The following is a 14,078-nucleotide window of genomic DNA, read 5'->3' on the forward strand; positions in this document are numbered from 1 at the left end:
GGTTCTCGCTTCTGTGATGGTCAGTGCCCGTGCGGGGCAAGGGTGTTGAAAGTGGTAGTTAGTTGAAGACGACGGTGCGGTGGCCGTTAAGCAGGACTCGCTGTTCTGCGTGCCACTGAACAGCCCTCGACAAGGCAAGGCGTTCGGCGTCCTGGCCGGTCACCGCGAGTTGCGCCGGGCTGTAGTCGTGCCCGACGCGAAGGACTTCCTGCTCGATGATCGGCCCTTCGTCCAGCTCTCCGGTCACATAATGAGCCGTGGCGCCCACGAGCTTGACCCCCCGTTCGAAGGCTTGGTGGTAGGGCCTGGCGCCCTTGAAGCCGGGCAGGAACGAGTGATGGATGTTGATCGCCTTGCCGGCAAGTTCACGGCAGAGGTCGTCGCTGAGGACCTGCATATAGCGAGCCAGGACTGTCAGGTCGACTTGGTGCTCGGCAATGAGGGCGAGCAGCTTTTCTTCTGCAGCTGGTTTCGTCTCAGGTGTTACCGGGATGTGGAAGAACGGGATCCCGTGGGCGTCAGCCACAGGCTGGAGCGTCTGGTGGTTGGAGGCAATAAAGGGGAAATCGACTTTCAGTTGGCCTGCCCGCCAGCGGAACAACAGGTCGTTGAGGCAATGTTCGGCTTTGGAGACCATCAGCGCTACCTTGGGGCGGTCGGCGGTGTCCGCCATGGTCCAGGACATGCCATAGGCATCCGCTGTCGCCTGGAATGCCGCCTTCAGATCACCAATTGATACGGTCGCCGGATAGGTGGCGTGAACTCTCATGAAGAACGTGTCTTCGGAAGCGTCGTCGAACTGCTGGCTGGCGAGGATGTTGCACCCATGCGACACCAGGAAACCTGATACGGCGTGGACGATTCCAAGAGTGTCGTGACAGCTGAGGGAAAGAATCACTTCGCGGGGATGTGCGTGGTCCATGGGAACTCCTAGGTGGGGATTCGTCACGTTGGTGTCCTCAAACCGGACACCAACCGTGGATGGGGCGAAATTTCCAGAGATTTCAGAAGGAACGCCTCCAGAACTGGAAATCGCGTTCACTATCGACCCTATGCACCCAAAAACCCTGAAACCATGCTGAAAATGCAAGAAATATGGGCGCTTTTCATACTCTGGTACCTCGACGTGTGGTGTGGGGTGAAGATCCCGACCTGCAATTGGTTCGGCCGTTTGTCGGGGTCGGGACGAGACTGATCGGGTTTGGATTTTTCCTGGGAAATGGCACTGCCGTGCAGACCCTTGTCGGGGCTGCACGGCAGTTGCTTTTCATATCCGGTGGAGGGGGACGATCACACGGGGGCGACGTGGTGGGATTGGTCGGATCCGACGAAGTAGCCGGCGGTAGCACCGCCGTCGACGGCGTAGACCGTACCGTTGGCGTGGGTTGACTCCATAAAGTGGCGAACTGTGGCCGCGANACACGGGGGCGACGTGGTGGGATTGGTCGGATCCGACGAAGTAGCCGGCGGTAGCACCGCCGTCGACGGCGTAGACCGTACCGTTGGCGTGGGTTGACTCCATAAAGTGGCGAACTGTGGCCGCGATTTCCTCCGGTTTGGCGAAACGGCCCAACGGCACAGAACTCCTGTAAAACTGCAGCTCCTCTTCGGAGCTTTCCGCAAAGAGTCTCTTAGCCATGGGTGTTTCCACGAAGCCGGGACAAATGACGTTGCTGCGAACACCGACTGGGCCAAAATCCAACGCCAGACACCGAACCAGCCCAACTACTCCATGTTTAGCAGCTACATAAGCCGAGTACCCCTGGGCACCGTTTGTCCCTGCGTCCGAGGCAATCGCGGTGAACGCCCCCCGGGTCTTGATCAGCGAATCAACGGTTGCCTTTGCGGTCACGAACGTTCCCGTGAGGTTGACCGCAAGGGAACGGTTCCATTCCTCCAACCCAAGGTCCAGGACACTTCCCTGGACTTCCACGCCGGCGCAGGCTACGGTCGCGCTGATCGTGCCCAAGAACGACTGGCCGCTTTCACTGCACGTTGAACTGACTCCAGGTCAGTAACGTCGGCAACGAAGGCTGCAGGGCGGCCACCAGCCTCCACGATCAGGGCTGCGGTCTTTTCAAGCTCTCTTTGATCTCGGTCGATAATGATGACCGCATGCGTTCGTGCCAGCTCGAGCGCCGTAGCTCTGCCAATGCCGCCCGCTGCCCCCGTAATCAGTGCTACGGGTTGGCTGTTGGAGTTCATGTCTTTCCTTTCAGGGTTCGTGCATCGCAGCCGCAGGCACCGGCGCTCAGATGTCCTGTCGTCCGATGCGGGCGTAGGTATCAGGCTTGGTCCGCCGGAAAATCAGCGCCAGGATGATTCCGACGACGAGGCATCCGTAGAACAGTGCCATCAGGAAAGCCGCCAAGGCTTCGTCACCGCCGATCATCACTGCGATGTTCTGGGTGGCGAGGACGCCGGCGACGATGAGACCCAGCGTCGCAGCGACGGGTGCAACCTGGCTCTTCCAACGGTTGACCTTGAGTTCGGGCCGTTTGTGGAAGTAGAGGACGACGGCTGCGCTGGTGAGGATGAGCAGGAGGATCAGGGCATAGCCGCCGACTCCTACGAGGACCGCATAGAGTGTTGCGCCCGGGGCTCCCGCGATCACGACGATTGCCAGGAAGATCACCGCGATCACGCTGGTGGCCAGGGACGCAACGTGGGGGGGAATCGTGGCGGCTGTGGACGCGGCTGAGGGCTGCCGGAAAGACGCGGTCGACGCTGAGGGAGTAGAGGTAGCGGGCGCTGATGTTATGCGTGGCCAGGTTGGCCGCGAAGATGCTCGAGCAGAGAAGCACGATCATCACATCCATGACGATCTTGCCCAGGAGCTGGGAGACAACGGTCATGACCGTCCCGGTGGGGTCTGTCGCGGAAGCTTCAACGACGGTCCCCGGACCGATGGCAATTATTTGTGCCCAGGCCGTCAGGGCATAGATAGAACCCATGGAGAGAATGGCAATGTAGGTTGCCCCGTGGCACTGTCTTTTCCGGGCTACGGGCTTCCTCGCGGAAGAAAGCGGTGGCTTCGAACCCGGCGTAGCAGACAATGCCAAAGAGGAGGGCGAGCCCGATGTTCCCGACAACATGTTCGCCGGTTCAAAAGGTGCCGTCGTGATCCCTTCCGGACCACCGTTGATGAAGGCAGCAACATCGAAGGCCACCATCAGGATCACTTCGAAGATCATGGAAACGGTCAGAATCTTCGCGGAAAGAGTGATCTTGAAGTACCCCAGGGTTCCGACAATTGTCATCAATAGCAACGTATAGGCCCACCACGGCACTTCCGGGCCGCCAAGCACGTCAGTTACCAGCGCCTCAAGTGAGATACCACCGAACGCGTAACCCCCAACCAGGATAAAAAAGTACGACACAACAGCCAGGAAAGATGCCCCAAGTCCCAGGGGCTTACCCAAGCCTGCTGTGATGCAGGCATAGAAGGCGCCGGGGTTGGGAAGGTGCTGCCAGCGGAATTTCCTTTGCTGGGCATAGCTGCCCAGCACCACGAGGGCAGAAATCCAGAATCCTCGGCGCTGTAGGTGCAGCATCACCGAAGTGCTCCGTCGGGATCCAAGGCCGGTTCGCGGCCCTCGGCGATCTTGTCGAGGGTGTGGAGCTCCAGTCCGCGGGTCTCCGGGAAGAGCCATGCCCAGAGTGCAACTGCTCCGTAGAGTGCGGCCCCGCCCATGAACACTATGCTGTATCCCTGAGTGGCGATGAGCCCTGAAGCTATAAGAGGTGGGGCGGCTGAGCTGGCCCGTGCGATTTGCAACGATGCTGAGAGCCCGGTGGACCTCACCCTGGTGGGGAACACCTCGCTGAACATCGAGGCAAAGATGGTTGCCGCGTTGGATCCGAAGTACATGATGAAAAAAGGGACGAGGATCCAAGCAGAGGTAAGCAGCGTTTCGCCCGCAAGGTAAAGGATCAAACCGCCGAGTGCGGCGAGTCCCATGAGAATGGACAATGAGAGACGTCGGCCAATGTGATCTGACGCCCACGCACTTGTAAGGCAGCCCAATAGTCCGGCGAATGCTGTGAAAAAGATCCACCATGACGCCTGTGACATGCTGAACCCGCTGGAGACCAAGTACTTAGGCAGCAGCGTTGTTACGCCGTAGTACGCCCAGAAGTAGAGGGATGCCGCCACCAGACACAGCATGAACGGCTTTATGAACGATGCCTTGGTGAATTCGGAAATGCTACGTCGTGGCGCGCTGCGTTTCGATTTTTCCCAAGCTTCGGACTCAGGGGCGTTAGATCTCAGATAGAAGGCAAACAGCGCGGGGAGGCCGGAGATGACGAAAGTCCATCGCCAACCGACTGCCGGGAGGAGATAGCCTCCCACAAGGGCGGCTACCATGATGGCGACGAATGCGCCACCATAGAGGACTCCGCTCCACCAGCCGCGTCGTCCGGCTTTGAGTGTCTCGGTAACGAGGGATTGTCCTACCCCGTACTCACCGCCGAGACCCAAGCCTGCTACCACGGTCAAAATGAGTAGAGTCTCATAGTTAGGGGCCAAGCCCCTTGCCAATGTTGCCAGGGAGTAGACCAGCAAGGTGACGATGAGCACCTTTCGCCGGCCGATCTTATCCGCGAGTCCGCCGAACAGCACTCCGCCAATGGCGAGCGATAGCAGGGATGCAGAAACAACCCATGCGCTCTGTGTGGCAGACAGCCCCCATTCCTTAGCGATGGGTATGAGCAAGAACGTAAGGATGAAGATTTCGTAGTAATCGAATAGCCAGCCGATGAATGCGCTAAGGAATGCCTTTCGTTCCTGCCCCTCAAGTTTCAGGGCGGGAAGTTTCTCTTTTGTGCTCATTAGATTTCAACTCCTGCGTTGTCTCGGCGGAGGAAAAGACTTCCTGAGGCATCCGGGTATGCGGTCCAACCTCGCTGCACAACGGTGGTTGTGTCATCTTGAAGGATGATGGCTGGTCCGGAAAGGTTTTCTTTGATAGCACCACGGTGAATTATGGTGGCCATCACCATCGATTTAGTGGTGGGGTCATACATGGGTTGCGCCGGTATGTCGGTGTTCTGTTCAAGGGGAGCTTGGGGAGCTGGAGTAGCGCGCTTGGCGACGGCCGTTACTTTGAGGCCTGTGAGCTCAACCTCGCCGCTCGGGTCCTTTTGTCCGTATAGTTTCTGATGCTGGGATTCGAAGCTTTCCCGTATTGACGTGGCGATTTCTGAATCGCCATCTGAAGTGTCAACAATCACCGGGAGTTCGTGGGATTGCCCGCGGTACCTGGCGTCGACCGCGACGTTGACGGCGATTTCCCATGCTGGAATCCCTGCCTTGACCATACGGCTGGTTACCTCTTGGCTGACAGCGTTGATTTCTGTCCTGAGGCGGGAGATGCCGTTTTCCGTCAAGTTGGTGTGGAATGTTTTCCATTGGGGCATCTCCGCGTCCGCGGCAAGTAGGCCGTAGGCTGACAGTACTCCCGGGTGCGGCGGTATCAGGATTTCAGTGATTCCGAGGTCATCGGCCACACCACATGCGTGGAGTGGGCCGGCACCACCGCAGGCCAAGAGTGTGAACTGCCTAGCGTCGTGCCCCCGGCTTATCGAGACGACTCTGGCTGCCGAGGCCATACCGGCTACAGCGATCCTGTGAATACCCCAAGCCGCCTCTTCAATTGAAAGTCCCAGCCTGTCGGCAACTTCGCTCTTTACGACCTTGAGCGCGAGGTCTTTTTCCAGTTTGAGGGTGCCACCTGCCAAGCCCGTTGCGCCCAGGTACCCCAGTACGACGTTAGCGTCAGTAACCGTGGCGTTGCTCCCGCCATGTGCGTAGGCAGCAGGCCCAGGTACCGCTCCTGCACTTTGCGGTCCTACGCGGAGGCTGCCTGCGGCGTCGACTGCCGCGATGCTACCACCGCCCGCGCCCACAGTGTGTACGTCGACCATCGGAACCCTCACGTGGTGGGTGCCGATAGCACCCTCGTCACCGACGAGAGGTTGTCCGCCATCAATGAGGGTGACGTCCGTGCTGGTACCGCCCATGTCGAAAGCAAGGATTTGCTTTCGCCCGGCCGCCCTGCCTACGGCCCCGGCGCCGATGGCACCGCCGGCCAGGCCTGACAGCAGTGTTCCTACGGCCCGTTCCTGGATGGCGCTGCTGTCGACAATCCCACCGTGGGACTCCATGACCTGCAGTCGGGCACTTACCTTCAATTCCTCCAGCCTGTCCTGAAGCCGCCCCACGTAGGCCGACATCTTCGGGCGGATGTAAGCGTCCATAGCGGTAACCACGAGACGTTCATACTCACGGGCCCGGGGGTCGACACTTGAAGAGAGACTGAGGTAGAGGTCGGGATACTCTTCCTGAACAACCCGCGCGACTTCGAGCTCCTGGCGGGGAGAGACGAAAGAAAACAGCAAATTGATGGCCAGGGATTCGACCTGATGGTTTTCAACCAGGTCGCGGACTGCTGCGCGGACCGCTTCCAGGTCGACCTCATCAATTACCTCCCCGTTCTTTGACAGGCGCCCGGCAATGCCACGTACCCGTCGTCGCGGGCACAAGAAGTATGGTGTCTCAGGGTCAATCATGAGGTCGTACATCTCGCTGCGCTTCGCCCGTCCGATGTACAGGGTGTCTTCGAAGCCCGCGGTGGTAATAATGCCTATACGGGCTCCGCCGTGTTCAAGGACAGCATTGGTTCCAACAGTGCTTCCGTGCACAAGAGTGCTTACGTCCGCAGGAGTGCTCCCCGCCTTCTGCAGACCTGATTTCAGTCCCTCAATCAGGGCATTTCCTGGATCATCGGGAGTGCTGGGAACCTTCACCGTTGTCGAATTATTTCCGTTTTCGGTGTAAACGATGACATCCGTGAAGGTGCCACCAACGTCGATACCAACCCAGGTGCTCACTGCCGTACTCCCTCTGTGTTTGCAGCTGACCGTGCGAGGCCGCGCAGCCGGGCAGTCGCTGTAGTTTCAACTTTTCCGTCTTCAACGGCTACTCCGTAACTGCTGCTGGCCGCGGCCACGCTCACGCGGCCATTTGCAACGTCCTCCAGCACAAGATCCGGATCTCTCAGAAGAGGATCACCGTAGCCTCCCCCACCAGATAATTCGACGGTAAGCAGATCACCCTTGCCCAGGTTGACCATCGTTTTTGAAGGCAGGTGATGCACTTCTCCGTCTGCGGCGCGCTCAACGTAGGCACGAGTGGTATTGGCTTCATGGCCGCCATGGACGCCCCAGGGGGAGGATGTGTGCCGTTCCCCACGGTAATTGGCGCTGGCAGATCCGCCGGTGAGTTCGAAGACTTTGCGCGTGCCGCAGCCTCCGCGCCAGGTGCCTGCACCTCCGCTGTCTTGGGTGATGGACCACTCCCTCACCCGGACTGGAGACTCCATTTCTATCGTCTCGGCGGGCACGTTCATGCAGTTGGTGGCGTCCGTTTCAATGGCGTCGATGCCGTCCTTCCCCGGCCTCGCGCCCATCCCGCCAACGCCGAGCTCGCTGGCGATGAAGTAATCGCCTGTCGCCGGATCCAGGCCACCAAAGTTCATGACCAAAAGCTGGCCGCAGGAAGCCGCGGGGATTGCGTCCGGCAGAATCTGCTGAAAACAACCAAGGAGCGTGTCACATATTCGGCGGATGGTTGCCGTCCGAGAGTTTACCGGCGCCGGCCTTTTAGGGTTCACCAGTGAGCCTTCGGGCAGCACAATATCAACGCTGCGATAACAACCGCTGTTATTGGGAACATCGTTCCCTGTAACCGCACGAAGCACGTAATAGACAGCGGAAATCGAGGATGCAGGGACACAGTTGAAGGGCCCCTGCACCTGATCGGCCGTTCCAGTGAAGTCAAAGGTCAGGTGATCGCCTGCAACTGTGACCGTGGCATGAATCTTGACGGGCTTGTCACGGTTGACGCCGTCGTCATCCATGTAGTCGGTAAACTCGTATGTTCCGTCCGGCATTGCAGATATCCGCTCCCGGGTCAGGATGTCTGACTGACGCAGCAGCGCCGTCATGATCTCTGCGAGCTGCCCGTCGCCGAGTTCCTGCGCCAGTTCTGAGATCCGGTCTGCAGCCAATTTGCATGCGGCCATTTGGGCACGCAAGTCTCCGAGCACAACAGTAGGCGTGCGTACATTCCGCTCCAGGATCTCCAGTATGTTGTCATTCTGGATTCCGCGGTCAACCAGCTTCATTGGGGGCAACTGGAGCCCCTCCTGAAAAATGTCAGTTGCGTTCGGCGGAAGACTCCCGGGAACCATCCCGCCCATCTCCTGGTGATGAGACATTGTGGCAGCCAGCGCTATGACGCGCCCTAAATAGAAAATGGGTCGAATGATTGAGACATCCGGGAGGTGGGTACCCCCGTTGTATGGATCGTTCATGATGTACACATCGCCGTCCTGCATTGTTTCCACAGGCCATTTCGCGATAACTGTCTCGACTGCGGGAATCATACATCCGAGGTGGATTGGGATGGACGCAGCCTGCGCAATGTTATTGCCGAAGTGGTCAAAGACGGCAGCGGAGGCATCAAGACCTTCCTTGACGATGGACGAGTAGGCGGCGCGCAGTAGCGTCATTTCCATCTCGTCTGCGATTGCCGTGAGCCTATGGCGGACGACTTCTTGGGTAATGGGATCTACCACAACGTTCTCCAAATTGTTGATGGCGTGTTCCGCACCCAGACAGGTGCGGTGATGGGAATCACGTTTCCAGATGTCCTGACACCATTCAATGACAAGAACGAGCGACAGATCCTCTACACACTTCTCACTGTGTGTAACGAGGGCTGCTGTCTCGTTGCCGTTGCCTCAGTCCGAGCCCTCGGACGGCTATTTGCAGGGCAAGCATTCTGTCGGGTTCCTCAATGTCCGGGCCGAGCAAAGCGCGGAGACGGTCGAGACGGTGGTACAGGGTGCGGCGCTCGATGTGCAGCGATTTCGCGACCTCGGACTTGTTGCCGGAATGGGTTAGGAAGGAAACGAGAGTCGGCATAAGAGCCGCCGAGGACGAAGCATCGTAATCCAGCACCGGCCCTAGCTCACGCTCAATGTGGTCAATGAGTGTCGGTCCTTCGTCCAGTTTCAGCAAAAGTCGTTCTATACCGAGGTCGCCAGCAAAGAAGAGCCCTTCCTGGCGTCCTATCTGCAGTGCATAATGGACGGCTTCACTAGCTTCTGCACCTGCCCTGGATAGATCCTTCAGAGTGATGTCAGTGCTTATGCCGCTGAGAATGCCTATTCCGGAACCCGCGCTGAGGGTTTCGAGTGACCAGAAGTCCCGTCCTGCAGGACAAATGGCAACTACTCTCGTGCCGCTGTACCCCACCAAGGAGTTGGCGCCCACTACGTGCTCAACCGCCCGTGCGACGGTACCCAGTGCGGCTCTCAATCGACCGTTGCTTGCGACGGGCTCTCCACGGGACGCGAAACGGTCAAGCAGTTGAACCATGACCACGCGAAGTTGAGCCGATAGGTCAGCGCCAAATACCTTGGCGCGGGCCAGCGCATCATCGGGGTCGTAAACGCCGGAGCCGAGGAGATCTTGGATCAATGCGCTTTGTGCCCCGTCGTCGTGGCGTCGTTCCCCTTCAGCGATGGCGAAGGAAAGCCCAATCGCAATGACAGCTCGTTCCAGTGACAGCAACGCGAGTTCGTGAAGGGGACCAGCGTTCAGCACATGAATGCAGCCCCAAAGTTCGCCTTTGTAGACGATGGATCTGTAGGTACAGGCCAATCCTCCTGACGTGGCGCTGCGCGGCGCTTCCTGTGCCTGATGGTACTCGTGACCGTGCCGACTGTGGGCCGGCCAGCCTGAGATGATTGATAGGGAGTGTTGTGTTTGGGGCGCTACAGCCTCCACCTGTTGTGACCGGTCTGTAAGTACCACCGGATGGCTGATCATGCTGGCCAGTTCATCGAGCATCGACTGAATGTTTCCGCCTGCTAGCGCGAGCCTTGACAGTCGGCTTGTGAGTTCGTCCGCTCGCTTGAGGGCGTCGTAATGAGAATTTACGATGGCCGAATGCACTGCTTGCGTCATGGCCATGAAGTAAGCGGGATGTCTAAGCGCGATGACGGGAAGCCCTCGCTGACGGGCCCGTTCTGCCACGGCCGTTGGCACCTCTGGCCAGAGGACCCCGGTTTCAATGCCGACCCCGGCTATGCCTGCTGCGTGCAGCTCGTCTACCCAAGCGCGTTGTTCGTCAGCGTTTCGACTGATGCCACGGCCCTGGGTAAGCAGCAGCTCTCCCCCATAGAAGAGACGAGCAACGTTTTTCATCTCCGAACAGTGGACCCAACTTACGAAGCCCTCGAGCTTCCCCTCTCCCGAAATAAGAGTCGCATTCGCGTTAGTAAAGGGCTCGAACGACAGCACTTGAGCCAATGTAGGGGCCATATCGATCTCCTGCTCGTAGTCAAGGGCTGTACAGCGTGGGACGTGAAAAGCCTGTATTTGTCTCAGATTAGCTGTTGTTCCGTCTTGGCGGACAGGGCGAGGATAAGTGAAACGGTTCCGCCAAGGTAAGGATGTGCAGGGTGACAACAGGCAATGGCAACTCAATCGACGTAGTCGTCGTTGGCGGAGGCCTTATTGGCCTAGCGGTTGCGTACGAGCTGGCGCGGGACGGAGCGTCCGTTACCGTGTTGGACAAGGACGATTTCGGTGAGCATCAGTCCACGCAAAACTGGGGTTTTGCTCGGCAGCAAGGCAGAAGCCCTGCCGAGCTGCCACTGATGGTGCTGGCCAATTCCCTGTGGCAGCGACTGTCCGAAGATCTGGGCGAAGAGACCGGCTGGATCATGGGCGGAAATCTGGCGGTCTTCGATACTAAAGAGCAGGAAGCATCTTATCGCGCATGGCTCGAAGTAGGACTGAAGGCTGGAATTGATACGAAGTTCGTGGACTTGGAGGAAATTCGGCACCTTATTCCGGGCTGGACACGTGAGGTCCGCGGCGGCATTTTCGCCGCGTCCGATGGACAAGCAGATCCGGAGGCAGCCACTGCTGCTTACATCAGTGCATGCCAACGTGCCGGCGTTGTCCTACGTTCTAATACTCCTGTCATCGAGCTCATTTCCCGAAACGGCCAGATTCTGGGCGTGCAAACCCCTGCCGGTCCTATCCATGCGCCGGACGTAGTGGTTGCCGCAGGCGCCTGGTCGCGACAACTGCTACAAAAGGCAGGTATTTCGCTGCCCCAGAATTACATTCACGGTACCGTTTCCCTTACGACGCCCCACAGACGGATCGCTTCAACAACAGTTTGGGGACCGGGGTTCTCCTTCCGCCAACGAAACGACGGACGATTTGTGTGTGCCACCGGCGGTGGCGGACTGGTGGATATTGGTCTGGACACTGTTCTTCAGGCGGCTCCCTTCTTTGGAGCCTTCCGGAAGAACTGGAAGAGATTTGCACTTCGTCCGGGCCGCCAGATCCCCCACGAGATCGCCGGACTGTTCCGGGGTGCTTCGCCATCTTCTTATGGGCCGCCGACAGCGCGCCTTGACCGCCGCCAGCCGCAACGGGCACTACACCGACTCCAGGAGACAGTCGGTGACTTGGAAGGGCTTTCGCTTGAACGTTCTTGGTCAGGGGTTATCGATTCGACACCCGACGGGCTTCCAGTAATCGATCACCGGCTGGGCCTGGAGGGGCTGACCGTGGCCACCGGTTTCAGTGGCCATGGCTACGGCCTTGTGCCTGCAGTCGGTCTGGTTGCAAGCGAACTTGTTCAAGGCAAGACTCCCAGCGAGGATCTCACAGCCATGAGGTTCGGGCGCTTTAAGGACGGTAATTACGTTCCGCCCAACGCTATTCTTTGACGGACTCCGCAGGGGCGGAAAGCAGCCTGCAGTCTTCAGATGCGAAACTGTCGCCGCATTTATGGAAAGCGCCAGAACTTTCTGTGTAGCTGAAAAGTCATGGCCCCGATCCTGGTCCATCACCTTCTGCAGGCGGGGCGCCTTGTCCTCATCAGCTTGCATGTGTCAATACTTGAAGTTGGAGTTGTAATGTCATCAGTCGCAGTATGTCCCAGCAGTTATGAAGGTCAAGAGCGCCAGGTCCTGGCCTCCGTTCCCACCGGTTTGCTGATCAATGGCGAGTGGCGTGATGCCGCTTCGGGCAAGATGTTCGACGTCGAGGATCCTGCAACCGGGAAGGTGTTGCTGAGCATTGCCGACGCCGGCCCCGAGGACGGCAAGGCGGCCCTGGACGCCGCGGCCGCAGCGCAGGAATCCTGGGCGAAGGTCCCGGCCCGTGAACGCGGTGAGATCCTGCGCCGGGCGTTTGACCTGGTGACCGAACGGGCCGAGGACTTCGCGCTGCTGATGACCATGGAAATGGGCAAGCCGCTGGCCGAAGCACGCGGCGAGGTAACCTACGGCGCGGAATTCCTGCGCTGGTTCTCCGAGGAAGCGGTCCGCATCTCCGGCCGCTACTCCGTCTCGCCGGATGGCAAGTCCCGCCTGCTGGTGACCAAGAAGCCGGTGGGCCCGTGCCTGCTGATCACGCCGTGGAACTTCCCGCTGGCCATGGCCACCCGCAAGATCGCCCCCGCGGTCGCAGCCGGCTGCACCATGGTGCTGAAGTCCGCGAACCTCACACCGCTGACCTCGCAGCTGTTCGCCGCCGTGATGATGGCGGCCGGCCTGCCCGCCGGAGTCCTGAACGTCATCCCCACCTCAACCGCCGGTGCCACCACCGGGCCTCTGATCAAGGATTCCCGTCTTCGCACGCTCTCCTTCACCGGCTCCACCGAGGTCGGCCGCCGGCTGCTCGCCGATGCCTCCGAGACGGTGCTGCGGACGTCCATGGAACTTGGCGGCAACGCCCCGTTCGTGGTCTTCGAGGACGCCGACGTTGATGCTGCGGTTGCCGGTGCCATGCTGGCCAAACTGCGGAACATGGGCGAGGCCTGCACTGCTGCCAACCGCTTCATCGTGCACGAATCGGTCGCCGGCGAGTTCGCGGAGAAGTTCGCCGCGAAGATGAAGGAAATGACCACCGCCCGGGGCACCGAACCCGAGTCCAAGGTGGGCCCCCTGATCGATGCCAAGAGCCGGGACAAGGTCCACGAACTCGTCTCCGACGCCGTCGCCTCCGGCGCCAAGGCCGTGCTGGGCGGCGGACCGGTGGAGGGCCCGGGCTACTTCTACCTGCCCACCATCCTCTCCGGGGTCACGGAGGGCACGCGGATCCTGTCCGAGGAAATCTTCGGCCCCGTCGCACCGATCATCACCTTCAGCAGTGAAGACGACGCGGTGCGTCTAGCCAACAATACCGAGTACGGGCTGGTGGCGTACGTCTTCACCCGCGACCTGAACCGCGGCATCCGGATGGGCGAAAAGCTCGAGACCGGCATGCTCGGCCTGAACGCCGGCGTTATCTCCAACGCCGCCGCACCGTTCGGCGGCGTCAAGTAGTCCGGACTGGGACGCGAAGGCGGCCTCGAAGGCATCGAGGAATACCTCTACACCCAGTACATCGGCATCGCCGATCCCTTCGCGTGGTGAGCCTGGCCATTGCCAGCGAAGTAGATCAGGACAATGCCCATTTACAGTACGAGGAGCACTGCGGCGGTTGCCATGGAATTTGTAGCTGACTGGACAACGCTCAAGTATCAAGACATTGAAGTGCATATTGGTGGAAAGCTAACAGACCAAGGACGAGTTGTGGACGTTATGTCTGATGGCTCAGTCCTGTGGTTGATGCATGATGGAGTTTCACGACGCCGCCTGATCGAAAACCTGCCCGAAACGGATGTAATGCTGGGCCGAAAAAGGTGAAACTGGGGCGGAGGGGACTATGAACCTCTTTCACACGAAGGATTCATATGACGTCAATGCTCATCCACTCCGCTAGGAGACTCGCAGTCGGACCCAGACTTCGAGTCGGAGATACGGTTCGTGGATTACCGGCTCGTCGTCTCACTCGGAGTTACCGAGGAGTTGACACTCGACGGGACTGCCCCCGGTTTTGTTGACTCCTTGACCTAGCGAGCTGGTGCTCGTGGAAGGATGTTGACCATGCCGACGGCTTATGGGGCGGAGTTCCGCCAGGATGTTATTGATGTGGCC

The 14,078-nt window shown here is 59.2% G+C and carries 8 protein-coding genes and 3 pseudogenes; 3 read left to right on the forward strand and 8 right to left on the reverse strand.

The window, feature by feature from the left end:
* Positions 1 to 58: 58 nt before the first annotated feature.
* From purU to VLA65_RS20990, 8 genes and pseudogenes are all read right to left on the reverse strand, one after another.
* Entirely contained in the window at positions 59 to 922 is an 864-nt protein-coding gene (gene purU, locus VLA65_RS20965) for a formyltetrahydrofolate deformylase (RefSeq protein WP_332603645.1), read from the reverse strand.
* A gap of 558 nt (positions 923 to 1,480) precedes the next feature.
* Positions 1,481 to 2,205: pseudogene (locus VLA65_RS22080) on the reverse strand (SDR family NAD(P)-dependent oxidoreductase); the annotation flags it as partial.
* A gap of 46 nt (positions 2,206 to 2,251) precedes the next feature.
* Positions 2,252 to 2,635, reverse strand: a complete 384-nt coding sequence (locus tag VLA65_RS20970; RefSeq protein ID WP_332603646.1) for a hypothetical protein — start codon at positions 2,633 to 2,635, stop codon at positions 2,252 to 2,254.
* A 37-nt stretch (positions 2,636 to 2,672) separates the two neighbouring features.
* Positions 2,673 to 3,653 (reverse strand): annotated as a pseudogene (locus tag VLA65_RS22085) (APC family permease); the annotation flags it as partial.
* The gene (locus VLA65_RS20975) at positions 3,554 to 4,834 is read right to left on the reverse strand and encodes an MFS transporter (RefSeq protein ID WP_332603647.1); all 1,281 of its coding nucleotides are present in this window, start codon (positions 4,832 to 4,834) and stop codon (positions 3,554 to 3,556) included. The gene VLA65_RS20975 and the pseudogene VLA65_RS22085, both read right to left, overlap by 100 nt.
* Positions 4,834 to 6,894, reverse strand: coding sequence for a hydantoinase/oxoprolinase family protein (locus tag VLA65_RS20980; RefSeq protein ID WP_332603648.1), 2,061 nt, complete (start codon positions 6,892 to 6,894; stop codon positions 4,834 to 4,836). The genes VLA65_RS20975 and VLA65_RS20980 overlap by 1 nt, the downstream gene beginning before the upstream one ends.
* Positions 6,891 to 8,642, reverse strand: coding sequence for a hydantoinase B/oxoprolinase family protein (locus tag VLA65_RS20985; protein WP_332603649.1), 1,752 nt, complete (start codon positions 8,640 to 8,642; stop codon positions 6,891 to 6,893). Before VLA65_RS20985 ends, VLA65_RS20980 begins: the two co-directional genes overlap by 4 nt.
* A 124-nt stretch (positions 8,643 to 8,766) precedes the next feature.
* The gene (locus VLA65_RS20990) at positions 8,767 to 10,395 is read right to left on the reverse strand and encodes a PucR family transcriptional regulator (protein WP_332603650.1); all 1,629 of its coding nucleotides are present in this window, start codon (positions 10,393 to 10,395) and stop codon (positions 8,767 to 8,769) included.
* A 131-nt stretch (positions 10,396 to 10,526) separates the two neighbouring features.
* Between VLA65_RS20990 and VLA65_RS20995 the strand changes: the two genes are divergently transcribed.
* From VLA65_RS20995 to VLA65_RS21005, 3 genes and pseudogenes are all read left to right on the forward strand, one after another.
* A complete protein-coding gene (locus VLA65_RS20995; protein ID WP_332603651.1) occupies positions 10,527 to 11,822 on the forward strand; it encodes an NAD(P)/FAD-dependent oxidoreductase in 1,296 nt (431 codons plus the stop codon).
* Between the two features lie 189 nt (positions 11,823 to 12,011).
* Positions 12,012 to 13,514: pseudogene (locus tag VLA65_RS21000) on the forward strand (NAD-dependent succinate-semialdehyde dehydrogenase).
* A 72-nt stretch (positions 13,515 to 13,586) separates the two neighbouring features.
* Positions 13,587 to 13,787, forward strand: coding sequence for a hypothetical protein (locus VLA65_RS21005; RefSeq protein WP_332603652.1), 201 nt, complete (start codon positions 13,587 to 13,589; stop codon positions 13,785 to 13,787).
* Positions 13,788 to 14,078 lie beyond the last annotated feature (291 nt).

The organism is Arthrobacter sp. S2(2024), from assembly GCF_036662515.1.
Taxonomy (GTDB): Bacteria; Actinomycetota; Actinomycetes; order Actinomycetales; family Micrococcaceae; genus Arthrobacter.

Excerpts from the sequence above, each read along its gene's own strand:
- VLA65_RS20975 (WP_332603647.1), bottom strand. The coding sequence starts at position 4,834 with ATGAGCACAAAAGAGAAACTTCCCGCCCTGAAACTTGAGGGGCAGGAA.
- VLA65_RS20990 (WP_332603650.1), bottom strand. The coding sequence starts at position 10,395 with ATGGCCCCTACATTGGCTCAAGTGCTGTCGTTCGAGCCCTTTACTAAC.
- purU (WP_332603645.1), bottom strand. The coding sequence starts at position 922 with ATGGACCACGCACATCCCCGCGAAGTGATTCTTTCCCTCAGCTGTCAC.
- VLA65_RS20995 (WP_332603651.1), top strand. The coding sequence starts at position 10,527 with ATGTGCAGGGTGACAACAGGCAATGGCAACTCAATCGACGTAGTCGTC.
- VLA65_RS21005 (WP_332603652.1), top strand. The coding sequence starts at position 13,587 with ATGGAATTTGTAGCTGACTGGACAACGCTCAAGTATCAAGACATTGAA.